The following is a 22,829-nucleotide window of genomic DNA, read 5'->3' as shown; positions in this document are numbered from 1 at the left end:
CATGTCATGGTGAAACGGTTTAAGCCAAATCTTCCTCTGCTGGCGATCGCCGGAATCAGCGCCCTATCGCTGGGCATGGTAGCCGCCGTAGTGAATACGGTCTCGCCTCCGGTTGACCCCTCGGTGGTGCAGGAGGAGTCGCTGCTGCCGGGGCTGGGCCGCCGTGACCCCTTTGACGCCGATGACCCAGTGCTCAGTCTGGCGCTCCAGCCCCCCACCGAGCGTCAGCAATCCCTGGCTGCTGCCGCCGAGGAGCAAGGCTCTCTCAGCAGCCAGCGGGCCAGCTACCTGCTGGCGGTAGATTTGATCAACCAAGACCGGGGCGGCAGCGCCATTCCCCTGCTGGCAGACCTGGAGAAAGAGTACGAAGCTATGGCCCCCCACATTGCCGTGGCGCTGACCCAGGCGCAGCGGGCGGCAGGGCAGGCGGAGGCAGCCCAGCAAACTCAAGCTAGGCTCCTAAATGACTATGGCGACCAGGGGGCGATCGCCCCCCTGCTGTTTGAGCTAGGCCAGCAAGACCCCACCTATTGGGATCAGCTGGTGCAGCGGTTCCCCGATCATCCCAAGGCGGTGGAAGTGGCCCACCAGCGCCTCACCGCTGACCCCAACCGTGCCGATACCCTGCCGCTGCTGATGATTATGGCCCGATCAGGGCTGCATCACCCCAGCGCTGGGGCGGCTCTGCTGCGGCTAAAAAATGAGTTTGGCAGCCAGCTCAGCCCCGAAGATTGGCAGACCGTGGGCTTTGGTTTTTGGCGCATCGACAGCTACGGCGACGCCGGGGCTGCCTACGCCCTAGCACCGCCATCCCCCCGCAACCTGTATCGGGCAGCGCGGGGGCTCCAGGTGGGGGGTGGGCAGCGCGATCGCGCCATTGCCCTCTACAACCAGCTCGATCAGCAGTTTCCCGACGCGCCCGAGACCGCTACCGGCCTGCTGCGGCTGACCCTCAGCCTGCCCGATGAGCAATCTCTCGGGGTGCTCGACCAGGTGGTCAGCCGCTTCCCCGATCGCGCCGCCGAGGCTCTGCTAATGCGGGCCGACATTCTCGACAAGCTCAACAGCGCCGCCTCTGCCCAGGCCGTGCGCGACCTGATTCTCAAAGACTATGGCGACTCTGATGCCGCTGCTAGTCTGCGCCTCAAAAATGCTCTGGCTGCGGCCGATCAGGGCGATCTGGCTGGGGCGTTGAGCTGGGGCAGCGACATTCTCAGGTATAGCCCCAAGAGCGACGCGGCGGCTGATGCGGGCTTCTGGGTGGGCAAGTGGGCCCGCACCCTCGGCCAGGCCGAGGTGGCCCAGAGCGCTCTCGAGAGCGTGATCGCCAACCACCCCGAGTCGTACTACGCCTGGCGAGCGGCGGTAGCCCTGGGCTGGAACGTGGGCGACTTTAAAACGGTTCGATCGCAGACCCCTGCCGTGGCCCCACCTACCCGCCGCACCCCACTACCGGCTGGCTCAGACACCCTGCAAGAGCTGTATCTGCTGGGCCAAGATCAGCGCGCCTGGGAGCAGTGGCAGCTAGAGTATGTCAACTACCAAGACCCCTCCCCGGCAGAGCAGTTTACCGATGGCAAGCTGCGCCTGGTGGCCAACGACAACATTAACGGCATCTACCAGATCTCTAGTCTCGATCTGGCCGATGACCCAGACGACATTGCCACCATCGCCGATCTCAAGCAGCGACCCGACTTTGGGCATGGGGTCTACCCCCTGCCCTATGCCGACTTGATCACCACCTGGTCAGCCGAGCGCCAGCTCAACCCGCTGCTGGTTGCAGCCCTAATTCGTCAAGAGTCGCGCTTTGAGCACAAGATTCGCTCGGGGGTGGGGGCCGCAGGCCTGATGCAGGTGATGCCCGCCACCGCCGAATGGATCAAGGGCCAGGCTGGGCTAGAGAGCTACGACCTCAACGACCCCGCAGACAACGTCAAGCTGGGTACCTGGTACCTCGACTACACCCATTCGGAATACGACAACCACTCGCTGTTTGCGGTGGCTAGCTACAATGCCGGCCCCGGTGCCGTAGCCAACTGGATCAATCGCGGTGGCTTCGTCGATGCCGACGACTTTGCCGAAAAGATTCCCTACCCGGAGACCAAGGGCTACGTGCGATCGGTATTTGGCGGCTACTGGAACTACCTACGGCTCTACGATCCGGCGATCGCAGAGCAGGTCGCCACCCTGCAAAGTCGCTATCGTGGCTTTAAGTAGCGCTCTTACAGCCTCGCCGCCAAAAACTCCACCAGCCGAGTCACCTTGGCCGACAGATGCCGATTCACCGGGTACAGCGCATAGATCTCGATCGCCGGGGGAGGGTAGGCGCTGAGCACCGGGCGCAGGCGATCGTCCCTCAGATCGCTCTCCACAATGAACTCTGGCAGCATGGCAATGCCCAACCCGGCGATCGCGGCGGCCCGCAGCACCTCACCATTGTTGCTGCACAGCGGTCCCTGAATGGCGATCGCCTGGAGTTCATCGCCCCCCAAGATCCAGCTATTTTCTTGGGCTCGATGGCCGTAGTGCAGACAGGCATGGTGCCCCAAGTCTTGAGGCTGAGAGGGGATGCCGTGCTGTTCTAAGTAGCTGGGGGCAGCGCATACCACCAGGGGGCAGGGGGCCAGGGGGTGGGCAATCAGGCCGGGGCCAGGGCGATCGGCAGCAATGCGCAGGGTGACATCAAAGCCCTCTTCGATCGGGTCGATGCGGCGATCGTTGAGCACCAGCTCCACATACAGATCGGGGTACTGGGTCATAAACTCGACTACCAGGGGGGCCAGGTACAGGGTGCCAAAGGTCATTGGCGCGTTGATCCGCAGGCTACCCCGGGGCTCTAGATGGAGCCGGTTAAGGGCCAGCTCCGCCTCCTCCAGATCGGCCAAAATCGCCAGGCAGCGATCGTAGTAGGCCCGCCCGGCGTCAGTGGGGGCCACCCTACGGGTGGTGCGGTGCAACAGCTGGGTTTGCAGATGCTCTTCGAGATTGATCACCAGCTTGTTCACCGCCGATCGCGACAGCCCCATCTGGCGGGCGGCAGCGGCAAAGCCCCCAGCTTCTACCACCTGGGTAAAGGCACGCATACTTTCGAGTTTGTCCATAGCGGTTTGAGAAAACGGACGGTTTATACCGAATCCTGCTGGGCTACCCCCGATACCCCTGGGCGAACGGCGGTCAGGCCTCCGGCTAGGCTACGCCAACGTTTTACAAGCTGGCCTGGTAGAAATCGGAGGTAAGGAACTCAGATTTGGTGTTAGAGCCGGGTAGCGAGATTCAGCTTCACTTGGATCCGAGTGAAGACGAATCTTGGAGCGCTATCCCTTTGTCTGATTGTCCTCTATTTGGATTCAATCTGTCATTTGAATTGATTATTGTCTATATTTTGAATCCAATATAGACTGAATGTATTCAGATTTCTCCAATTCATTGACTCTGGAGGTATCCCCAATGATTACGATTCGTCCTGCCAATGAACGCGGTGCCGCCAACTTTGGCTGGCTCGACAGTCGCCACAGCTTCTCCTTTGGCAACTACTACGACCCTAAGCACATGGGTGTTGCCAGCCTGCGGGTAATCAACGAAGACAAGGTCACCCCCGGCGGCGGCTTTGGCACCCACGGCCACCGCGATATGGAAATTGTCACCTATGTACTCGATGGCACTCTAGAGCACAAAGACAGCCTGGGCACCGGCGCTGCGATTCGACCGGGGGATGTGCAGCGCATGTCGGCGGGCACAGGCATTCGCCACAGCGAGTTCAACGCCTCAGACCGCGACCCAGTACACTTTTTGCAAATCTGGATTGTGCCCGATCGCGAAGGTTTAACCCCTAGCTACGAGCAAATTTCGGTGGCTCCTGAGGCCAAGCGAGGCCAGCTGCGCCTGCTGGGTTCTCGCGATGGCCGCGATGGCTCCGTCACCATTCACCAGGATGTGAGCCTATATGCCACAACCCTGGTCGAGGGCGAGGCCGTAGATCACGCCCTGGCCCCTGGACGGGTGGCCTGGGTGCAGGTGGCCCGGGGATCGCTTGACCTCAGCGGTCACAGCCTGACCGCCGGAGATGGAGCCGCCGTCAGCGGCCTAGACCATTTGACCCTCACAGGTGCCGCCTCTGATGCCACCGCTGGGGCCGAGGTGCTGCTGTTTGATATGGCCGCCTAACAAGCTTGCGGAAACAGTTAGCCCTGTTTTCGTGGGATGACCGATTAAACCTACTACTTTGTCAGGAGCAACCCATGGCTGAACCGATAATTGCTGATACTAAACCCGTTGTGACGGAGCTTGAGGCTGGCGACTATTACTGGTGTACCTGCGGCCAGTCGAGCAATCAACCCTTCTGTAATGGGGCTCACAAAGGCACCGACTTTACCCCCATGAAGTTCACCCTAGAGGAGAAAAAACAGGTGGCTCTCTGCGCCTGCAAACACACCGGCAATGCCCCCTTCTGCGACGGGGCGCATACTAAGCTCTAGGCAGGCCTGGTAGGCTAATAGGCAATAGCACCTATTTGCAAGTTATCCACAGCGAGACAAAAACTGTGGATAACTTGCAAACTCAGCAAATTCAAAAAGTTTTTGATCTTGAAAGGCTTTAGGCCGCAGCGCTTTGGCAAAAGCAGTGAAAAAAGCCGAACAAAACAACCTGTGGAAAACTCAGAACTGATTACCCACAATCTGGTCAAGCCGTTCGCGCAGCAGCAGCAGTTGTGAGCACGCGCTGTCGCCTTCAATCTGGCGTCGCGCATTTGTGATGAGTTCTCGCGCCGGGCCTTTTATGGTAGAGGAGCCTATTGGCTGACACTGTTAGTCAGAGCACATTTTTATGGGCATTTTTTAGTTTGCCAGACAGCTAAAGCGCGGCCATTTTGGCCAGGGCTGAGGCCACCGGAGGCTAGAATCGGTATGCTAGAGAAGCTCCAGCGCAATAGCTGCTTGCTGTTGTGCATCACCGTTAACCGGAGATTTTTTTAGATGGTTGGAACTCAACTGGCCCCACGGGACTTTTTTCGGGCCGCCTACGAAAACCGCTACACCTGGGATGCTGCTTTTCCTGGGTATACTGCCGATGTGACCTTTACCCACAACGGCAAAACCTATACCGGCCAGGCTAAGGTCACGGCTGAGCTCAAGCAAGAGGTGACCGGCATTGCCGACGAAGCAGCCCAAAAGGCCGTGCAAGGGCAACTGTTTGAAGTATCCATTCACCGGGTGCGGCGTGGTTTTGAAGACAGCCACGGCAACAACACCTTTCGCTACGGCGAGACCCTAGCCGACGGTTCGGTAGAGATTTTAATGGGTGGCAAGGCTGAGGGCGATCGCTACGAGATCAAAGACAACGAAGTCTCAATGGTGCATCGCCATATCCACGGCGTGGTGGTGACCATTCACACCTTTAGCAGCCACGACACCGGGGCGGGCTATCTGTCGCACCGCTACGACTCGGTCTACCACGACCCCAAAACTGGCGAGCAAAAAGGCGGCCTCAGCAACTTTGAAGACGAGTACACCGAGGTGGGCGGATATTACATTCTCTCTCGCCGCGCCATTGAAACCGCGACCGACAGCGGCACCGACGTGCAGGAGTTTGTGTTTTCTAACATCGCTCTGCTAGAGGCCTAGGGCAGGGTCAAAGCGACTGTGAGGCAATAGTTTCCCAAACGGGTGGGCAAAGCCCACCCAACGGCGGCTACCGTCGCTGGGTTAAAGCTGGGATCTTTTCTGCTAGCAGTCAATTCGATGAATTCCCATGCCATAGAAAAGTCGGCCCCATCCCCTGCTTGGAGGGGTGCCCGGAGGGCGGGGTGAGTCAAAATGACGACGGCAAGCCAGCTCCTGAATACCGCAAGCAGGACTGTTTATCTCAGCTTGACCTACCCCTTGCCCCTGCTTAGAGGAAATTACCTCTAGCTCCTCCTGGGTGAGGAAAATTAGCTGGCTTTTGCCCATGGCGCTGTTTCGTACCCAATATCCCAATCTGCCGCGCCATTCTCTGGTGCTGTGCGCGTCGCTGGTAGAAAATCCGATGAATCTGGGAATGCTCTGCCGCACGGCGGAAGCCTTTCGCCTCGAAGCGCTGGTGCTGCAAGATTTGGCCCTGGCTAAAGGCCGTAAGTTTCGCCAGGTAGCGGTGGCGACCCACCAGTGGCAGCCCATGGCAAAATGTACTGTGGAGCAGCTGCCCCAGTGGTTATCAGACCGGCGGCAGCAGGGCTATACCTCGATCGCCCTCGATCTTCAGCCCCAGGCTATTTCCCTCGCCGACATGCGTTTTCCTGAGCGAACCGTGCTGGTGCTGGGGCGCGAGCTGACGGGCATTCCTGCCACTGTTAGCGCGGCGTGCGATCAGGCGGTAATGATTCCCCAGTATGGGGTGGTGCAGTCGCTGAACGTGCATGCGGCGGCGGCGATGGCCATCTATGCCTACATTTGTCAGTGGGGAATGACCCCTGCCCCTCTAAAATAAGAAACGTAGCGTAACTGTGACTTTGGCCTATGCCGCCCCGTTGGCCCCGTAAACCCACCCGCGAAGATCCTGCCTACCGCAAGCTCGAAGATCGCATTAACTTTGCGGTGCATGTGGCGGCGTTTATTGCCGTCAATTCTGGTCTGTGGTTTTTCCATACGCTGAATCCTGAATGGGTGCCCTGGGTGAGCAAGGTGACCCTGGCCTGGCTGCCGGTGCTGATTGCCAACGCAGTCTATATTTTTGCGATCGCAGACTACTCCCCAGTGCCCCTATCGCCCACGGCTGACCCTGACCCTGGCGAGCCTTAATAAGGAGAACCCGAGCCATGTCTGATGCCTCTACCGCCCGCGCCATCGAATCTCTGGCCGCCGCCATTGGCGATAAGGTCTATCTCGATATTGCCAAGTGGCACCTGTACCTGGGCGATGCCAAGCTGCACACGCCCCTGGCCGAAAAGCTCTATCCCCTCGTGGTTGGAGATAAGGTGACGGAGGCAGCGGTGGCCGATATTTTGGCGGCTACGTCAGTGGCCATTGGCGGTGGCCAAAAGACCGTCACTCTGGCAGATTTGATCCCATCGGCGGGCAAGGCGGATCTGCTGGATGCGATCGCCGACTACCAGCGCGATCTCTAAAGATCGCGGATTCAATCACTTATAACGGCTGGATTCTCTGTGAGGGCAAACAAGCGTAAAGCCTATGGCTTGGCTGCGACTGCGCCCCTGCCCAAGACTTGCACTTTAATAAACCCCCGTCCCGAAGGAGGTTTCTGGCAAGCGGCTTCCTAAAGGGTGGCCAGTGCCCACCCAACGGTGCTTCTAGCTATAGCTAACGATGATCGGGACGACGAAGCGGGCGCTCCGGCGGCAGGTCGTCCTCGGGCCACAGCTCCATGGCATCCACATCAATGGTAGGCATTTTGTCATCGCGCAGGTTTGGCCCCGAGGGCAGCCCGGCGGTGGCATCGCTGACGGCCTCGCGCAGCTGGTGGCGCAGGTGGCGGGTGCGCTTTTTAACGTTGCCGAGCAGACCACCCAGCCGGTCTTGGGCCTCGGCCTGGAGCTTGTGACGACGATCTTGGGCCTCGGCCCCCAGCTTTTGGCGACCTTCCTGAAATTGTTCGCTTACCTGGTCGCGCATGGTTTGGGTGCCCTTGACGGCAGCCTCCCACCCGCGTCGAGGGTCGGGCACCTTGTCGAGAGGAATGCGATCGAGGGGAATGCGATCGAAGGGAGACCTCTGAGCTGTGGGTTCTGGAGGCTGAGGTAGCCCCTCATGCACGAGCAACGCTGCTCGTAGTGCAGCATCTTCGGCCATCATGCGGCGGCGACCGGTGCTGATCACCGCGATCGGGTCGAGGGCGTAAACACCGGGGGGGAGGTCGCTGGTGACCTCAGGGATAAACAGGTATTCAAGAATGTTGCCGCTGGTGGGGTCAAAGCGGTAGTCGATCAGCTGGCCAATGCGATCGCCGTGGTCAGACCACAGCTCTAGCTCGCCCAGGGGCAGGCAGTCTTGCAGATGCTCATCTACGGCCTCGGCTTGGGCCCCGGCTTTGACCACCACCCCATCGTGCCCAATGGAGCCAATCTGAGACAGCAAAAACCGTCGACTCTGGCGATTGAGCAGCCCACCCGCACTACAGCCCAGACCCATGACCTGGTGGGTGCGGCCATTGACCCAGACTTCGGCGATCGGGCCAAACTCTTCGGCGGTGTCGAGGTTGATGGCGAGGCGGTGGATGAGATCGCTCTTGAGCATAGTGGTGGGGGATGAACCTGACATGGCGGCACTCCGGCTGCGATCGTTAACCTCACCCCCAATATGTCTTCGATCTAGGTGAGGTCTGTGTTTAATGGTAGCTGATCTAAATCGGTCGCTTGGGCTATGTCATAGCATTGCAGAGCATTGAGAAGTCTAAAAAAACGTGGCGATGGGCGGGCTGCGATCGCCCCACCGACGATAATTAGCAAAGAACGACACCAGCTCAGCTATATTGCCAGGGAGGTCGGGTAATGGCGAGCCAATCTCAAGATAGACCATCCTTTGCTTTGCAGATGATGACGCTTTGGACGGTGTTTTTGTTAGGCACGGTTTTTCACACTCAGCTGGCGCTGATCCCCCTATTTCACGGTCTTAGCGTGCTGGCACCCCACGGCCAGGTCGCCTCAGACCTCAGCGCGATTTCCACCATTTTATGGGCCATGCTGGCGTTTTTCGCGATTCCCCTGGTCGCTATGGTGGGCAACTGTTTCTTTGACTCACGACGCTATCGGGTGGGGCATTTTTGGCTGACAGTGGTTTACTCAGCCTTAAATTTGGCGCACCTGGTTATCGATCTGACCATTCCGCCTATTGCCTGGTATCAGATAGCTCTGATGGCTCTGCTGTTTTTGGTGGGCCTGGCTCTCAATCTAGTGGCCTACCGCTGGGCAAAATTACCCAACGCCTCCGGCTACCGGTTTCAGTCAGCCCATTAATTGACTAGGGCCACAATAAGAGCTAGCTATGGGGTGTTCCCTATCTAGCAGCCCAAGTTGGCGAACTAATCTCGCCGCTTGATCTTGAACGAGTCAAAGGAGGGGGGCGGGGCCATAGATGAGGGCGATCCCCAGGTTCGCTGGGGGGTTAGACCGTGATGGTGCAATGCACTGAGGTTAACCTGCGCCCCCACGGGCACCAACACAATCAGGCCGTAGAGCGTCAAGAGGTTGAGCGCCAGGGTGAGCAAGGGCGCGTAGGCCATGGTCTGACCCGTCAACCATCCCATCCCCCACCCTCGCACTACAAAGATGCCCAAGCCCAAAACCAGGGCCAGTCGCACACCCGGCCAGAGGGGCAGCCCGGCCCGCCAGCGCCGAGGGGTAAAGCGATATACCAGGGCTAGCCCCAGAGCGAGGCTGCCCAAGGCCACCCCCCAGCGAGCCAGAGACTCGCCCCAGCGAGCCAGCCCCGCCCCGGCTAGAGCGCTAGCTGGGCCTACTAAGCTAACGATCGCCCCCCCCAGTCCCAGGCCCAGTAGGGTAACGCCCCAGGGCAGCAGCCTAGATCGCCAAGACTGCCGCATCTCGGGGCGATCGCCGTAGACCTCGCCCACCCACCGCAACAGCTTTTGGGTGCCGGCCACCCAGCTCACCCAGGCCCCTAGCCCCACCAGCCCCAGGCCCCAGCGGCCAATCGGCTCACCCCCGGCCTCAGCCGAGGGAATCGCCAGCCCAGATTGGATCGAGCGAGCCCCCTCTAGCGCCCCCGGCGGTAGCCAAACGCCCTGGATCTGGTCTAGGTGGAGTACACAAAAACTGCTGAGCAGTAGCCCGAGTAGCCACAAAAAGGCCACCGCAGCTGCACCTTCTGCCCAGCGCGATCGCCGCGCCTGGTGCCATAGCTCCCGCCAAAGGCGACCCTTGCCATAGATCGCTAGGGCAGGCATCCAGGCTGGGGGACTAAACCGATATAGGAAACGCTTCACCATGGCCCCTATAGTGCCATAGCCGCCACGGGTTGGATGGTCTTGCAATTGCTAGATCTGGCCATGGCACTGCCCCAGAACGTAACTCATGAAGCGTAGTCAGTCAAAAATTTGTCTAGGTCAGTGAACGTACTGGCTCGGGTGGTGATCAGCTCTTCGTAGCCCTTGAGCTCGACGATAAACCGCTTAAAGCATTGGTCATCGGCTCCAACTTTGTGCAGATACTCATAGGTAGTCTCCCCCATGGCCAGGTCGAGCCCCAGTTCTTTGGTTGCCGACTCCAGGCGAAAGGCTGCATTGACAGTGTCGCCCAGGGCCGTGTAGTCGGGGCGATCGCCGCTACCTGTGTTACCTACCATGGCGTAGCCGGTGTTAATGCCTGCCCCAATCCGCAGTGAGAAGGGGAGCGGAAACTGTTCGTGGAGCTGGTTGGTCATCTTGGCCAGGGTGCTGACCGCCTGCAAAATCCGCACCATGCTGGCGGGGTCGGCTCCCTCTGGGCCATGCACCCACACGGCCATCACCGCGTCGCCAATATACTTGTCGACACAGCTGCCGTACTGGCCAATGATCTCTCCAGCCCGGCGAAACCAGGTGCCAATGGCCTCAGAGAGCACCTTTTCATCGATTTGGCGGGCCAAGACACTAAAATCGCGAATATCGACCACCATCACTGAGATCAGTCGACGCAGATTGAGCACAGCCGTGGCGGTCGACTCAGTCGAAACAGCCCCGCCAATGGCGATATCCGCTACCGATGGCACCGCTTGAGGTGAGAAAAACTGCAACTCAGTCTGGCCGAAGGTAATCAGGTCGGCATCCTTTAAAACTACTGGCACGCTTACCCGTCGTCCGTTGACAAAGGTGCCGTTGCGGCTGCCGAGGTCAATTAGATAAAACTGCCCGTGATCAGTACCCTGGAACATAGCGTGGTTGCGCGAGATCCAGCGATCGGGGAGCACAAAGTTGTTGTCATCGCCGCGCCCCACTGTCCAGTAGTTGCCACCCACTAGAGAAAGCTGGCGATCGCCCGACGCAATCTTGAGCACAAGGTAAGGGCCAGATAACGAAGTCACGAAGGTATAGTAAGGCTCAAATAAAGGCTGCTAAAGATACCAATCTCGCTATCTTAGCCCTGCATTGTAGCAAGTCGTCAAAACGGCATCTAGAATCTGCGTCTATTATGCCAGAGATACCCAGCCGCAGTGCTAGCTACGCCAGAGCTGCCGTCAAAAAGAACAAACCATCGACAATTAAAGTACTAAACACAGCGCCACCAAAGGCCCACCAGGCTAGCTGACGCGAAGTGGTCAGGGCGATCGCCGTCGCTACCAGCAAAAAGATCACCAGCACTAGGGCTCGACAGGCGGCCACATCACTTTCTAAGGCCGCGCTAGTAGAGCGCAATACCAAAGGGGCTAGATCAGGACTAGTGGTCATAATCTGCCGCCAGACCGGAAAAAGATGCATCCAGTTGATGTAGAGGTCGGTAACGGCTGTACCCAGCAGTGAACCCAAGAAAAAGTAGCTGCCTACCCGACCCCAGCCTTGGAGCAAACACAGCAACGCGATCGGTAGCCCCAGGGCCTCAATGGGAAGATGTACCACCGGCTCCCATCGAAACCAGCCCCAGTACAGCGAACCAGTTAGCCAGATCCAGCCAAAGCCGACGATTAAATCGCCCCACAGGTGCAGGCGGGGGCGCTTCATCATCCAGGCACCCAGCCCCAGCCAGAGGGGAGTCATGGCTAAACTGACCCAGGGAAAGTACCGCACCAGGGGAGCTTGGACAAATACCGGCAAAATGACCAGAGCGAGAGATGCCGCAAAGACCTGAAGCTGCGATCGCGAAGCAGTTACCCAGCTCGATGCTGCGGCCCACCACGATACTGACGCTTTTCTGGGATAGGAAAGACTCAATGGAATCCTGAGTGCTGAGTTAATTGTTGTTAACATAGCATGCCCCCCAGGGGCATGCACAGAGTTGAAACCTCAATCAGACCTAAGGCAGAGCCTGTTAAGGACAGACAGCCGAGTGATTAAGTGTGCAAAAAGAATTTAGATTCTTAACCTAAGTCAGCAAGAGGGTTTTGTAGAATGCCGCACAGGACTGAATGGGATCGCTCTTTTCACCCGTCCTTACTATGGCCAGCCGTTTCAGTATAGGTAGTTATTTGTAAAGTTTTCCACTCTACGCGCCGTCATCAGCTCCTAACCGCCTTGTAGGATGCGTGGGCTTTGGTTCAGCGGGAGGCATGTCTGGCCCAGTCGTGGGCAATCTAAAACAATTTGTATGAGAGAAGTTCACTATGACTATGGCTCTAGCAATCGGCCTGGCTAGCGGGCTACCCTGCTTGGCCCAGGCAACCAGTGGCGAGGAGGCTTCTATTTTGACCGATATGTCGCTGTGGCAGGCCATTGTTATCGGCGTGGTGCAGGGGCTCACCGAGTTTTTGCCGATCAGCAGCACTGCCCACGTCAAAATGATTCCTGTTGTGCTGGGCTGGGGCGACCCAGGAGTGGCCTTTACAGCGGTGATTCAGCTCGGCAGCATTGCCGCCATTCTCTGGTACTTCTGGGATGACTTACGCCAGGTGACCCTGGGTATGGTCAAAGCCACCATGGCGAAACAGTTTGATTCCTCAGATTTTCGCTTGGGTCTGGGAATTTTACTGGGCACTGTCCCCATCGTTCTAGGTGGGCTGGCGATTAAGGCGTTTATTCCTGACTTTGACAACTCCCCGCTGCGCAGTAGCGCCACGATCGCCGTGGTCTCGATGGTAATGGCCGTACTGCTGGCTGCCGGTGAGCTGATGGGCAGCCGCAAGCGCACCTTTGAGGCGCTCGATCTCAAGGATGGCGTTTTGATGGGCCTCGCCCAGGCTCTGGCGCTGATTCCGGGAGTATCGCGATCGGGGTCTACCCTAACGGCGGGTTTATTCATGGGGCTGGAGCGATCGACGGCAGCTCGGTTTTCGTTTTTGCTGGGGGTGCCGGCTATCACCCTGGCTGGGCTGGTGGAGCTCAATGGACTGCTAGAAAGCGGCTTGGGGGCTATTGGCCTAGGGCCTCTAATCGGTGGCCTACTTGCTGCCCTAGTGTCGTCTTACCTGGCGATCTTTTGGCTAATTCGGTTTTTGAAGCAGCACAGCACCTGGGTCTTTGTTTGGTATCGGCTGGCCTTTGGAGCGGCGATTTTAGTGGCTCTGGCCACGGGCAAAATGCAAAACATTTAAGATAAGAAGGCTTATCCTACTTCTTGAAGCGTTAATTCAGCTATGGCTGCCCCGGCAACTCGCCCCGCCCGCATTACCCGCGTACTGCCCGACTCGATCGCTGAGGAAATCGGCTTTGAGCCGGGTGATGCCCTGGTGGCGATCAATGGCCAAAAACCCCGCGACCTGATCGACTACCGCTTTCTCTGTGCCGATGAAGATCTGGCCCTAGAGGTGATTGACGCCAGGGGCAAGACCCACCGGGTGGAAATTGAGAAGGACATTGACGAAGACCTGGGTCTGGAATTTGAGACGGCCTTGTTTGACGGGCTGATGCAGTGCAACAATGCCTGCCCCTTCTGCTTTATCGACCAGCAGCCACCGGGCAAGCGCAACACCCTGTATTTAAAAGACGATGATTATCGCCTGAGCTTTCTCTACGGCAGCTACCTGACCCTGACCAATCTGCTACCCCAGGAGTGGGAGCGCATTGCCCAACTTCGGCTGTCGCCCCTGTACGTGTCGGTGCACGCCACAGAGCCGGAGGTGCGATCGCGCCTGCTCAAAAACTCCCGGGCTGGTCAAATTCTCGATCAGCTGGCCTGGTTCCAGACCCAGCGGCTGCAAATTCACGCCCAGGTGGTGGTCTGTCCCGGCATCAATGACGGCGAACATTTAGAAACCACCCTGAGAGATCTCGCCCGGTTTCACAGGGGAGATGTGCCAGCGGTAGCCTCCGCCGCCGTGGTGCCCGTTGGCCTCACTCGATTTCGCCCCGACCAGGATGAACTAACCCCGGTGACCCAGGCCCAGGCCTGCCAGGTGATCGCCCAGGTGCAGGCCTTTCAAGCCGAGTGTCGGCAGCGGTTTGGCACTAATTTTGTCTGGCTAGCCGATGAGTGGTTTCTCATTGCCCAGCAAGCAGTCCCCGCCGAGAGGCATTATGAAGACTACCCTCAGCTAGGCAATGGGGTAGGGTCGATTCGCCAGTTTCTCAAAGCTTTTGAGCAATCGGCCCAGGCTCATTTACCAGCTGAGGTGAGCCCACCTCGCACCCTCACCTGGGTGGTGGGTAACGCGGTTGAGCATGCCTTTCAGCCCATCATCGATCGCCTCAACCAGGTACAGGGGCTAACGGTACGCCTGGCCTCCCTGGCCAGCGACTACTGGGGGCGAGAGATGACGGTGACGGGGCTGCTCACGGGGCACGATCTACTACTGGGTCTTAGGAATCGGCCCCTGGGTGACGCCCTGCTGCTGCCTACGGTAATGCTCAAGCCCAGCGACTCGGGCGACGCCAACGATACCGTTTTTTTAGACGACATGAGCGTGGCTGAGGTCAGCCACCACTTAAACTGCCCGGTACTGCCTGTGGATGATACCGATGCCCTGGTGCGGGCCTGCTGTGGCGATTTGCCGACCAACACGTTTGCCCATTTACAGCCCGCTGTGGGCTACTGGGCTCCCTCCTAATTGTACTAAACCGTTTAGTTTGCTAGGCTATGGGTTAGGTCGCTGCCCCAAGCAGTCGTTTGGTTGCTGGGGCAGGCTCTGTCTGAAGACGTAGATCGGGCTAAGGACGGCTACAGTAGTTCTCGGATGCCGATATGCTAAAAAGCTGTGGCAGAAAACGCTCGCTTTTCCCGTTAGTGACTCAATTTCGCTGCTGATAGCCCATGGTTTCTATGCTTTATTCCCATTGCCGCCGCCTGGTACCGCTGAGCCTGGGGCTTGTTATAGCTGGCTGGACGGGGACTGGCTGGGCTGCTCCTGACGCCCTTCCCCCAGTCAACGCAGCTGAGGCAACGTCAGGCTCTGACGCTGACAACCCGACTGATGGCGATGCCGCTGTCGCCCAAACAGATGCCCCGGCCACTGGGCCAGCCACCTTCAGGTTGGAGCCTGGCGAAGAGGCCAGCCCTCTAACCCCAGAAGAGGTAGAAGGCGTGAATTCGGGAGAGCGATCGCGCCCCGCCGTGCCCCAATCGCAGCGCCCCACCGAGCAGGGGTTTGACACCCCGCCCGACTACCTGACGCCGAGCCCCAATCCGCTGCTGTTGCCCACCCGCCCAGAAGAAGTGGAAATTTTGGGCACTCAGCCTTTATCGTTGGCAACGGCGATTGATCTGGCCTACCGCAACAGCGAGCAGCTGCGTCTTGCTCTATTGCAGCTAGAGCGCAGCCAGGAAGGATTGCGAGCCGAGCAAGCCCTGCTTTTGCCCACGGCAAATCTCAATGCGACCCTAGAAAACACCAATCAGACCGCTGGCGGTGCTGGCCTGAGTAATAATGCCACTCGCCTCAGCGCTGGGGTCAGTGCCAACTATGATTTGGGCCTTTCTGGAGAGCGATCGGCCCGCATTCGCGCGGCAGAAGACCAGCTGCGCGTGGCAGAGCTACAGGTCGAGCAAACCCGCGAAGAGCTGCGTCTGGCCACCATCACCGACTATTACGCTGTGCAGGAGGCGATCGAGCAAATTCGCATCAACCAGGCGTTTTTGAACGAAGCCGAGCGCAACCTGCGCGACACCCAGCTGCGCGAAGAGGTGGGCGTAGGCACTCGCTTTGATGTGCTAAGGGCCGAGGTGCAGGTGGCCAATGCCCGCCAAACGCTGACCCAGGCCACCAGCCAGCGGCAAATTTCTCAGCGGCAACTGGCCCGTCGGCTGAATGTACCGCCGTCGATCGATCTCACCACCCTGGCGGTGGGCATTGCTGGTAGCTGGCCCCTTTCCCTAGAGGAGAGCATTGTGCTCGCCTTTCAAAATCGGGCTGAGTTAGAGCAGTTTTTGGTTGAACGACAGATAAACGACTCGCAGCGGCAGATTCAGCTGTCTCAGGTGCGGCCTAGCCTAGGGCTGTTTGCCCAGTACGATGCCCAAACCCTGCTCACGGCTCCAGCCGGACTGTCCACGGGCAATATTAACGATGGCTTTTCGGTCGGGGCACAAATGACCTGGCGGTGGTTTGATGGCGGTGCCGCCAGGGCCAGGGCAGCCCAGAGCGAGATAGACATTCAGACTGACGAGGTCGAGTTTGAGAGTGTCCGCAACGACATCCGGGTGCGGGTTGAAGAGGCCTACTACACTCTAGTGGCCAACCAGGCCAACATCAATACCGCTTCGGTGGCGGTCAACCAGGCCGAAGAGGCGCTGGAGTTGGCCAACCTGCGCTTTAATGCCGGGGTGGGCACCCAGATCGATGTGCTCACCGCCACCCGAGAACTGGCTGAGGCCCAGGGCAACCTGGTCTCGGCGGTGCTCAACTACAACCGGGCGCTGGCCCAGCTAGAGCGCGAGGTTAGCAACCTCGCCACCGCTGAACTGCCCTAGGGCCGCGATCGCAGCAAGTCTATAGGCTCTCCTCTAAATTCCACCATGGCAGGCCTCTACCTGAGCTTCGAGCATTGGCAGACCATTGCCCAGGCTGCCGTAGACCAGTACCCCAGCGAGTGCTGCGGGCTGTTGGTGGGGCAGCGTGTTTTTGCAGGAGCTCAGGCTGAGGCCCAAGAAGACCATCGGCAGGTGGTGGCCGTGGTGGCTATGGAGAATGCCTGGGAACCTGGGGGGCTAGATGGTGGCGGACAAGGGGATGGGCATAGCGATCGCGATCGCTATGCCATTGACTCTGCCGATCTGCTGCGGGTGCAAAAGTCAGCCCGAGAACAGGGTCTGGAGATCATTGGCATTTACCACTCCCACCCTGACCATCCGGCGGTGCCGTCGGAGTGCGATCGCCGCCTCGCCTGGCCCGTCTACTCCTACGTGATTGCCTCTGTATCGCAAGGACAGGTTGTGGAGCTGAAAAGCTGGCAGCTTGACAACCAGCAGCAGTTCCAGCATGAGCCTGTGAAAATGATTGGATCATCCGCCAACAAAGCCCCATTCTTGTCCTAAGCTGAAATGATGTGAAAAACCGGCCTGGCCGGTTTTTGTTTTCACCGCCACAGTTTCTCTGCCGAGGCCATGCTCAACCCAAACCTGGACGACATTCAGCTCAACAAGGAGGAGTACGAGCGCTACTCCCGCCACATTATTTTGCCGGAAGTGGGCCTCGATGGGCAAAAACGGCTCAAGGCCGCCAGCGTGCTCTGTGTAGGTACCGGAGGGCTGGGCTCGCCCCTGCTGCTGTATCTGGCTGCCGCTGGCATTGGCCGCATTGGCATCGTCGACTTTGATATCGTCGATCAGTCCAACCTGCACCGTCAGGTGATCCACAGCGAGTCGTGGGTGGGCAAGCCCAAGATCGAGTCGGCCAAGAGCCGCATTCTTGAAATCAACCCCCACTGCCAGGTCGATCTCTACGAAACTCGCCTCAGCGCCGAGAATGCCCTGGGTATTTTTGAGCCCTACGACGTGGTGGTAGACGGCACTGACAACTTTCCTACCCGCTACCTGGTCAACGACGCCTGTGTGCTGCTAGGCAAGCCCAACGTCTACGGCTCGATCTTTCGCTTTGAGGGCCAGGCCACGGTGTTCAACTACCAGGATGGCCCCAACTACCGCGACCTCTACCCCGAGCCGCCGCCGCCGGGTCTGGTGCCCTCCTGCGCCGAGGGCGGTGTGCTGGGGGTGCTGCCGGGCATTATCGGCGTGATCCAGGCCAACGAGACCATCAAGGTGATTTTGGGTACAGGCAAGACTCTCAGCGGTCGTCTGCTGCTCTACAACGCCCTGGATATGACCTTTAGAGAACTCAAGCTGCGCCCCAACCCGGTGCGCCCTGTGATTGAAAAACTGATCGACTACGAAGAATTTTGCGGCATTCCCCAAGCCCAGATGGAAGCTGAAAAGGAAAAGGCCGGTCTTGCCGAGATGACTGTGACCGAGCTCAAGCAGGTGCTCGACAGCGGTGCCGACGACGTGCTGTTGCTCGATGTGCGCAACCCCAACGAGTACGAAATTGCCCGCATTCCTGGTTCGGTGCTGGTGCCTCTGCCCGATATCGAAAACGGCGACGGTGTGGAGAAGGTCAAATCGCTGCTCAACGGCCATCGCTTGATCGTGCACTGCAAAATGGGAGGGCGATCGGCCAAGGCGCTAAGCATTCTCAAGCAGCACGGCGTTGAGGGCACCAACGTCAAAGGCGGTATCACCGCCTGGAGCCAAGAGGTCGATGCGTCTGTACCCGAGTATTAGACCCTAGGGTCGACACTGCCCCCATCCGCTCCAGTTAGACTGCTCACCCTCTCGCCAAATGCCCCAATGGACATGATGCCATCGGGGCATTTGACGTTGGCAGGGGCGTTCAACCCTATTGATCGGTTAAAGCCCCTAAAAGAACTGGGCTCAGGTGAGTTGCCGGTCGCTACAGTTGCTATCATCGGGCACGGGTTTCTTGGGAGATGGTGTCGATGAAGTGGTGTTGCTATCTGGGCGGGGCGATCGCCGCCAGTCTACTGATTGTTTGCCCTGCCAGAGCCATTCCAGGGCAAACCGTGACCCTGGCTGAAACCTGGTTTCGCAACAACCCTACTTTGCGCCCTGTCGCCAACGAACGCCTAACGATTAATCGGCTGGTGGCTCCTGGCCAGCGGTTCACCTTTCAAGCGTCGGTTTTCCCTATCAGTGGGGTCAGCCCTGACGAAAACCGCCGCCAGATTCGCACCGAGCGCTTTAGCATTGCTGACCACGCCAACCCGATTACGAGCGATCGCCTCAATGAGTCGCTCCGCGCCATCTATGGTCAAGAAATCTTTAACGACTACCGTCAGGCGATGGTGCTAATGCGCTACCCGGCTCGGGGGGCTAGACCCGCGCCGGGGCAAAATGTGGTACTGCGGGGGGAGGTGCGAGAGGGCGATCGCTTTGCCTACTGGCAAGAGATTGCCTACGATCGCGCTGGTACCGCCTACCTGGGCCGTATGGCCGTCTTTCTCAAAGACGATCTGCCTGCTTTGCAAGCCCGGCTAGAGCCTTAGTTCAGAGATAGGGTCAGTCTTCACGTTCTGGATTGATGCGGCGGTGCTCAGCGGCCGGTTGAACGTCGAAAAGACGGGTAAACGAGGTTCCTCTGCGACCGATAGTGATTGCGCGATCGCGCCGATAAGCACGATCGACTCAGTCATGAACTTGAGAGGCCGCCTTTAGGCTTTATCAGCAATTTCTCAGGTGGGGTTGTTAGGTTTAGAGGGTGGCTCCTGAATTGTGGGGGTTTCCCTGAGAGATCGTTTTGGCTTTGTCGTTGCAATGGTGTATCCCTGGCCCTGGTCCAGGTTTATGACCACGGGAAGGGTATTCCGGTAGCGTTCCAGGCGGCGGCGTTTGACCTCGTTTACCGGATGGATAGAAACCGCTCCGGCGGCAACGGGCTTGGGCTGACTCTCGTGCGATCGCGGGTAGAGACGGTGGCAGGCCAAGTGAGTCTAAGATCAAAACCCCACCAGGGCGGCGCATTCACCATGAGCCTGCCAATCTAGTTACCCCCTGAGCACCAATACTAGGAGAACCACTATGAGCGCTCGGATTTTGATGGTTGAAGACGAAGTCAAGCTGGCCCAGTTTGTGCAGCTTGAACTCACCTATGAGGGCTACGAGGTCAACGTGGCTCACGATGGTCTTTCTGGGCTGATGGCCGCCCGTGATCAGCTGCCTGACCTGATCATCGTCGATTGGATGATGCCGGGGCTGAGCGGAGTGGAAGTGTGCCGTCGCCTGCGCCAGACGGGATCGAATACGCCAGTGATTTTGCTGACGGCCAGGGATGAGATCAGCGATCGGGTCGAGGGGCTAGACTCTGGGGCCAATGACTACGTGGTCAAACCCTTTAGCCTGGAAGAACTGATGGCTCGGGTGCGGGCTCACCTGCGCCATCTCCACCCTCAGGAAGCCGAGCAACTTGTCTATGCCGACCTGGTGCTAGACCGCAAAAGCCGCCAGGTGAGCCGCAACCAGCGCGCCATTGAGCTGACAGCAAAAGAATTTGACCTGCTCGACTATCTGATGACCAATGCACGCCAGGTGCTTACCCGCGATCGCATTCTCGAAGAAGTCTGGGGCTATGATTTTATGGGCGACTCTAACATCATTGAGGTCTACGTCCGCTATCTGCGGCTGAAGCTAGAGGCCGGAGAGGAGAAGCGGTTGATTCAGACGGTGCGGGGAGTAGGGTACGTGTTGCGGGAGTAGAACATTAGGTATGTTTACCTCGGCGCTTTGACGGGCAATGTTGCCAATCTTGGTAGTCAGTCCAACATTCCCCCAGGCCAGATCACCTAGGGCCTGTTTCATAGTTTAGGGCTACTCGCCACTGCTGCTGTCATCCTGGCGATCGCTCGCCGCCTCCGGTATACATTGCAGCACACTGTACCACCAACCCTTACGTCTCCCAACCTATGACACCCCGCTCCCTCGAACCCGCCCTGGTGCCGCTCACTGGCCCCAACCAAACCTTACAAGCTTACGTTCACCCGCCAGACTGGGTGAACCCCCGCCCCGCCCCGCGCTACGACCTGGTGGTCATTGGAGCCGGGACGGCGGGCCTGGTGGTGGCGGCTGGGGCAGCGGGTCTCGACCTGGGCCTCAAGGTCGCCCTAGTCGAAAAAAGCCTGATGGGAGGCGACTGTCTCAACGTGGGCTGCGTGCCCTCAAAATGCGTGATTCGCTCATCGCGGGTGGTGGCCGACATGCGCGCGACCGCCCCCTTCGGCATCCAGCCGCCAGAGTCGATTGAGGTTGACTTTGCTGCCGTGATGGATCGCATGCGCCAAATTCGCGCCGACATCAGCCACCACGACTCGGTAGAGCGCTTCAGCAACTTGGGCATTGATGTATTTTTGGGTGAGGCCCGCTTTGTCGATGACGCAACGGTGCAGGTGGGAGAGCAGCGCCTACTCTTCAAAAAAGCCGTGATCGCCACTGGCGCTCGCGCCCATCGGCCCTCGGTGCCGGGGCTGGCCGAGGCCAGATTCCTCACCAATGAAACCGTTTTTTCTCTCACCGAGCGGCCCCGCCGTCTGGCTGTGATTGGCGGCGGCCCCATTGGCTGTGAGCTGGCCCAAGCCTTTCACCGCTTGGGCAGTGAGGTAACGCTGTTGCACAACCACGGCCACCTGCTCAACCGTGAAGATGCGGCGGCGGCCGAGGTCGTACAACGGCAGTTGCTTAAAGAACAGCTCCATCTGGTGCTCGATGCCCAGCTTGAGCAGGTCGAAACCACAGACATGGGCAAACGGCTGCACTACCGCCAGCATGACCCCCAGAACGGCTCTACCTCAGACATCCAGACTGTCGAAGTCGATGAGATTTTGGTGGGAGCAGGCCGAGTGCCCAACGTCGATGGGTTAAATCTAGAAGCCGTCAGGGTCGAGTACGATCGTCGCCGGGGCGTGGTAATCAATGACCATCTGCAAACCACCAACCCCAACATCTTTGCCGCCGGCGACATCTGCATGGATTGGAAGTTTACCCACGCTGCCGATGCTGCCGCCCGCATTGTGATTAAAAACGCCCTGTTTTCACCCTTTGGTCTGGGCCGTAGCAAGCTCAGCAACCTGGTGATGCCTTGGGTGACCTATACCGACCCCGAAATTGCCCATGTGGGTCTGTATGACCACGAGGCTAAGCAGAAGGGCATTGAAACAGACACCATTGAGATTCCATTTTCGACCGTCGATCGCGCCTTAGTCGACGGTGAAAGCGAAGGGTTTTTAAAAATTCTCCACAAAAAAGGCTCCGACAAGATTTTGGGAGCCACTATCGTTGCCCGCCATGCTGGAGAGATGATTAGCGAGATTACTCTAGCGATGGTCACAGGGCAGGGTCTAAGCGCCATCAGCGGGGTAATTCACCCCTACCCGACCCAGGCCGAGGCGATTAAAAAAGCCGCCGATGCCTACCGCCGTACCCTGCTGACCCCACGCACAAAATCGCTGCTAAAGCTACTGACTAAATTTAGCTAGCAGCAGCGTTGATGCATTTCCGGTTGTTGCTGCTATCCGACGATTTGCCCTCTGTCCCACAATAGGCAATCAAGCTTACTGAGAGCTCTGGCATCAGCTACGTCTGCAACGGCCCCGCCTGAACTTTCTTCAGGTGTTTAAGCAGCACCGTTCAAGGCCAGTTGGGCTATGCCGGTAGTGACCTGCCGCTAGCGCTAAACCCGACCTTAATGAGCAGCGATGGGCGATCGAGCGCTGGTCTAACAAACAAGACGCTATCCAATACGCGCCAATTTTTCCGTCAACTCTACTTCGACCTCGTTACAAGATGGGCGAGGTGCAAACCTCGCCCACACCGTTCATCACCTAGCCGACTATTGCAGGAGCCTGCAATACCACAGGGGTCGCCTCACCGGCAGATGCCAGGTCGAGGGGGAAGTTGTGAGCATTGCGCTCGTGCATTACTTCCATACCCAGATTGGCCCGGTTGATGACGTCAGCCCAGGTGCCAATCACTCGACCCTGAGAGTCAAGGATGGACTGGTTGAAGTTGAACCCATTCAGGTTGAACGCCATGGTGCTGATGCCCAACGACGTAAACCAGATGCCAATCACAGGCCACGCACCCAAGAAGAAGTGCAGAGAGCGGCTGTTGTTGAAGCTGGCGTATTGGAAGATCAACCGACCGAAGTAGCCGTGGGCTGCAACGATGTTGTAGGTCTCTTCTTCTTGGCCAAACTTGTAGCCGTAGTTCTGAGACTCGGTCTCGGTGGTCTCACGCACTAGCGAAGAGGTCACCA

General features: G+C 58.4%; 23 protein-coding genes. 17 read left to right on the top strand and 6 right to left on the bottom strand.

From position 1 onward, the window contains the following. Nucleotides 1-6: 6 nt before the first annotated feature. Entirely contained in the window at nucleotides 7-2,217 is a 2,211-nt protein-coding gene (locus AC0QKW_RS10290; RefSeq protein ID WP_473150978.1) for a lytic transglycosylase domain-containing protein, read from the top strand. Between the two features lie 5 nt (nucleotides 2,218-2,222). Here AC0QKW_RS10290 and AC0QKW_RS10285 read toward each other — a convergent pair whose 3' ends face one another. Continuing rightward, nucleotides 2,223-3,101, bottom strand: a complete 879-nt coding sequence (locus tag AC0QKW_RS10285) for a LysR family transcriptional regulator (RefSeq protein ID WP_473150977.1) — start codon at nucleotides 3,099-3,101, stop codon at nucleotides 2,223-2,225. Between the two features lie 346 nt (nucleotides 3,102-3,447). Here AC0QKW_RS10285 and AC0QKW_RS10280 point away from each other — a divergent pair, with 346 nt between their 5' ends. The 6 genes from AC0QKW_RS10280 (at nucleotide 3,448) to AC0QKW_RS10255 (ending at nucleotide 7,102) form a co-directional block, all read left to right on the top strand. Next, nucleotides 3,448-4,164 (top strand): pirin family protein, encoded by a 717-nt coding sequence (locus AC0QKW_RS10280; protein WP_473150976.1) that lies wholly within the window; start codon nucleotides 3,448-3,450, stop codon nucleotides 4,162-4,164. 74 nt (nucleotides 4,165-4,238) lie between these two features. Continuing rightward, nucleotides 4,239-4,475 carry a CDGSH iron-sulfur domain-containing protein gene (locus tag AC0QKW_RS10275; protein ID WP_473150975.1) on the top strand — a complete coding sequence of 79 codons (237 nt, stop codon included), beginning with the start codon at nucleotides 4,239-4,241 and terminating at the stop codon, nucleotides 4,473-4,475. 498 nt (nucleotides 4,476-4,973) lie between these two features. Next, on the top strand, nucleotides 4,974-5,621 hold the full coding sequence (locus tag AC0QKW_RS10270) for a DUF3386 domain-containing protein (RefSeq protein WP_473150974.1): 648 nt from the start codon (nucleotides 4,974-4,976) through the stop codon (nucleotides 5,619-5,621). 325 nt (nucleotides 5,622-5,946) lie between these two features. After that, nucleotides 5,947-6,465 carry a TrmH family RNA methyltransferase gene (locus AC0QKW_RS10265; RefSeq protein ID WP_473150973.1) on the top strand — a complete coding sequence of 173 codons (519 nt, stop codon included), beginning with the start codon at nucleotides 5,947-5,949 and terminating at the stop codon, nucleotides 6,463-6,465. A gap of 29 nt (nucleotides 6,466-6,494) precedes the next feature. Then, complete coding sequence (locus AC0QKW_RS10260; protein ID WP_473150972.1) at nucleotides 6,495-6,776, top strand: 2TM domain-containing protein; 282 nt, start codon at nucleotides 6,495-6,497, stop codon at nucleotides 6,774-6,776. 17 nt (nucleotides 6,777-6,793) lie between these two features. After that, nucleotides 6,794-7,102 (top strand): DUF3181 family protein, encoded by a 309-nt coding sequence (locus AC0QKW_RS10255; RefSeq protein WP_473150971.1) that lies wholly within the window; start codon nucleotides 6,794-6,796, stop codon nucleotides 7,100-7,102. 193 nt (nucleotides 7,103-7,295) lie between these two features. Here AC0QKW_RS10255 and AC0QKW_RS10250 read toward each other — a convergent pair whose 3' ends face one another. Then, a complete protein-coding gene (locus tag AC0QKW_RS10250; RefSeq protein WP_473150970.1) occupies nucleotides 7,296-8,252 on the bottom strand; it encodes a PRC-barrel domain-containing protein in 957 nt (318 codons plus the stop codon). A 230-nt stretch (nucleotides 8,253-8,482) separates the two neighbouring features. On the opposite strand from AC0QKW_RS10250, the gene AC0QKW_RS10245 reads away from it, so the two are divergent. After that, nucleotides 8,483-8,947 carry a hypothetical protein gene (locus AC0QKW_RS10245; protein WP_473150969.1) on the top strand — a complete coding sequence of 155 codons (465 nt, stop codon included), beginning with the start codon at nucleotides 8,483-8,485 and terminating at the stop codon, nucleotides 8,945-8,947. A gap of 65 nt (nucleotides 8,948-9,012) precedes the next feature. Here AC0QKW_RS10245 and AC0QKW_RS10240 read toward each other — a convergent pair whose 3' ends face one another. The 3 genes from AC0QKW_RS10240 to AC0QKW_RS10230 form a co-directional block, all read right to left on the bottom strand. Next, nucleotides 9,013-9,984 (bottom strand): YhjD/YihY/BrkB family envelope integrity protein, encoded by a 972-nt coding sequence (locus AC0QKW_RS10240; RefSeq protein WP_473150968.1) that lies wholly within the window; start codon nucleotides 9,982-9,984, stop codon nucleotides 9,013-9,015. A 38-nt stretch (nucleotides 9,985-10,022) separates the two neighbouring features. Next, nucleotides 10,023-11,012, bottom strand: coding sequence for an FHA domain-containing protein (locus tag AC0QKW_RS10235; protein ID WP_473150967.1), 990 nt, complete (start codon nucleotides 11,010-11,012; stop codon nucleotides 10,023-10,025). A gap of 136 nt (nucleotides 11,013-11,148) precedes the next feature. Next, a complete protein-coding gene (locus AC0QKW_RS10230; protein WP_473150966.1) occupies nucleotides 11,149-11,856 on the bottom strand; it encodes a DUF3120 domain-containing protein in 708 nt (235 codons plus the stop codon). 389 nt (nucleotides 11,857-12,245) lie between these two features. On the opposite strand from AC0QKW_RS10230, the gene AC0QKW_RS10225 reads away from it, so the two are divergent. From AC0QKW_RS10225 to AC0QKW_RS10185, 9 genes are all read left to right on the top strand, one after another. Continuing rightward, complete coding sequence (locus AC0QKW_RS10225) at nucleotides 12,246-13,172, top strand: undecaprenyl-diphosphate phosphatase (protein ID WP_473150965.1); 927 nt, start codon at nucleotides 12,246-12,248, stop codon at nucleotides 13,170-13,172. A gap of 42 nt (nucleotides 13,173-13,214) precedes the next feature. Next, complete coding sequence (locus tag AC0QKW_RS10220) at nucleotides 13,215-14,624, top strand: TIGR03279 family radical SAM protein (protein ID WP_473150964.1); 1,410 nt, start codon at nucleotides 13,215-13,217, stop codon at nucleotides 14,622-14,624. A 203-nt stretch (nucleotides 14,625-14,827) separates the two neighbouring features. Then, a complete protein-coding gene (locus tag AC0QKW_RS10215) occupies nucleotides 14,828-16,483 on the top strand; it encodes a TolC family protein (RefSeq protein WP_473150963.1) in 1,656 nt (551 codons plus the stop codon). 45 nt (nucleotides 16,484-16,528) lie between these two features. Beyond that, complete coding sequence (locus AC0QKW_RS10210; RefSeq protein ID WP_473150962.1) at nucleotides 16,529-17,047, top strand: M67 family metallopeptidase; 519 nt, start codon at nucleotides 16,529-16,531, stop codon at nucleotides 17,045-17,047. 69 nt (nucleotides 17,048-17,116) lie between these two features. Then, the gene (gene moeB / locus AC0QKW_RS10205; protein WP_473150961.1) at nucleotides 17,117-18,289 is read left to right on the top strand and encodes a molybdopterin-synthase adenylyltransferase MoeB; all 1,173 of its coding nucleotides are present in this window, start codon (nucleotides 17,117-17,119) and stop codon (nucleotides 18,287-18,289) included. A 215-nt stretch (nucleotides 18,290-18,504) separates the two neighbouring features. Continuing rightward, nucleotides 18,505-19,071, top strand: a complete 567-nt coding sequence (locus AC0QKW_RS10200; RefSeq protein WP_473150960.1) for a hypothetical protein — start codon at nucleotides 18,505-18,507, stop codon at nucleotides 19,069-19,071. A gap of 108 nt (nucleotides 19,072-19,179) precedes the next feature. Further along, the gene (locus AC0QKW_RS10195; RefSeq protein WP_473150959.1) at nucleotides 19,180-19,569 is read left to right on the top strand and encodes an ATP-binding protein; all 390 of its coding nucleotides are present in this window, start codon (nucleotides 19,180-19,182) and stop codon (nucleotides 19,567-19,569) included. A gap of 34 nt (nucleotides 19,570-19,603) precedes the next feature. Further along, the gene (locus AC0QKW_RS10190) at nucleotides 19,604-20,278 is read left to right on the top strand and encodes a response regulator transcription factor (protein ID WP_473150958.1); all 675 of its coding nucleotides are present in this window, start codon (nucleotides 19,604-19,606) and stop codon (nucleotides 20,276-20,278) included. Between the two features lie 206 nt (nucleotides 20,279-20,484). Beyond that, the gene (locus AC0QKW_RS10185; protein WP_473150957.1) at nucleotides 20,485-22,050 is read left to right on the top strand and encodes a mercuric reductase; all 1,566 of its coding nucleotides are present in this window, start codon (nucleotides 20,485-20,487) and stop codon (nucleotides 22,048-22,050) included. 345 nt (nucleotides 22,051-22,395) lie between these two features. Here the strand turns inward: AC0QKW_RS10185 and AC0QKW_RS10180 are convergent. Then, nucleotides 22,396-22,829: photosynthetic reaction center family protein (locus AC0QKW_RS10180; protein WP_473150956.1), on the bottom strand; the 434-nt coding region annotated here is incomplete at its 5' end.

Source organism: Pseudanabaena sp. PCC 9330 (genome assembly GCF_055795045.1).
Note: the sequence above shows the minus strand (reverse complement) of the source record. Positions and strands in the feature narration are given on the sequence as shown.

Coding starts and splice junctions, on each gene's coding strand:
- AC0QKW_RS10290 (WP_473150978.1), top strand. CDS start 7: ATGGTGAAACGGTTTAAGCCAAATCTTCCTCTGCTGGCGATCGCCGGA.
- AC0QKW_RS10285 (WP_473150977.1), bottom strand. CDS start 3,101: ATGGACAAACTCGAAAGTATGCGTGCCTTTACCCAGGTGGTAGAAGCT.
- AC0QKW_RS10280 (WP_473150976.1), top strand. CDS start 3,448: ATGATTACGATTCGTCCTGCCAATGAACGCGGTGCCGCCAACTTTGGC.
- AC0QKW_RS10275 (WP_473150975.1), top strand. CDS start 4,239: ATGGCTGAACCGATAATTGCTGATACTAAACCCGTTGTGACGGAGCTT.
- AC0QKW_RS10270 (WP_473150974.1), top strand. CDS start 4,974: ATGGTTGGAACTCAACTGGCCCCACGGGACTTTTTTCGGGCCGCCTAC.
- AC0QKW_RS10265 (WP_473150973.1), top strand. CDS start 5,947: ATGGCGCTGTTTCGTACCCAATATCCCAATCTGCCGCGCCATTCTCTG.
- AC0QKW_RS10260 (WP_473150972.1), top strand. CDS start 6,495: ATGCCGCCCCGTTGGCCCCGTAAACCCACCCGCGAAGATCCTGCCTAC.
- AC0QKW_RS10255 (WP_473150971.1), top strand. CDS start 6,794: ATGTCTGATGCCTCTACCGCCCGCGCCATCGAATCTCTGGCCGCCGCC.
- AC0QKW_RS10250 (WP_473150970.1), bottom strand. CDS start 8,252: ATGTCAGGTTCATCCCCCACCACTATGCTCAAGAGCGATCTCATCCAC.
- AC0QKW_RS10245 (WP_473150969.1), top strand. CDS start 8,483: ATGGCGAGCCAATCTCAAGATAGACCATCCTTTGCTTTGCAGATGATG.
- AC0QKW_RS10225 (WP_473150965.1), top strand. CDS start 12,246: ATGACTATGGCTCTAGCAATCGGCCTGGCTAGCGGGCTACCCTGCTTG.
- AC0QKW_RS10220 (WP_473150964.1), top strand. CDS start 13,215: ATGGCTGCCCCGGCAACTCGCCCCGCCCGCATTACCCGCGTACTGCCC.
- AC0QKW_RS10215 (WP_473150963.1), top strand. CDS start 14,828: ATGGTTTCTATGCTTTATTCCCATTGCCGCCGCCTGGTACCGCTGAGC.
- AC0QKW_RS10210 (WP_473150962.1), top strand. CDS start 16,529: ATGGCAGGCCTCTACCTGAGCTTCGAGCATTGGCAGACCATTGCCCAG.
- moeB (WP_473150961.1), top strand. CDS start 17,117: ATGCTCAACCCAAACCTGGACGACATTCAGCTCAACAAGGAGGAGTAC.
- AC0QKW_RS10200 (WP_473150960.1), top strand. CDS start 18,505: ATGAAGTGGTGTTGCTATCTGGGCGGGGCGATCGCCGCCAGTCTACTG.
- AC0QKW_RS10190 (WP_473150958.1), top strand. CDS start 19,604: ATGAGCGCTCGGATTTTGATGGTTGAAGACGAAGTCAAGCTGGCCCAG.
- AC0QKW_RS10185 (WP_473150957.1), top strand. CDS start 20,485: ATGACACCCCGCTCCCTCGAACCCGCCCTGGTGCCGCTCACTGGCCCC.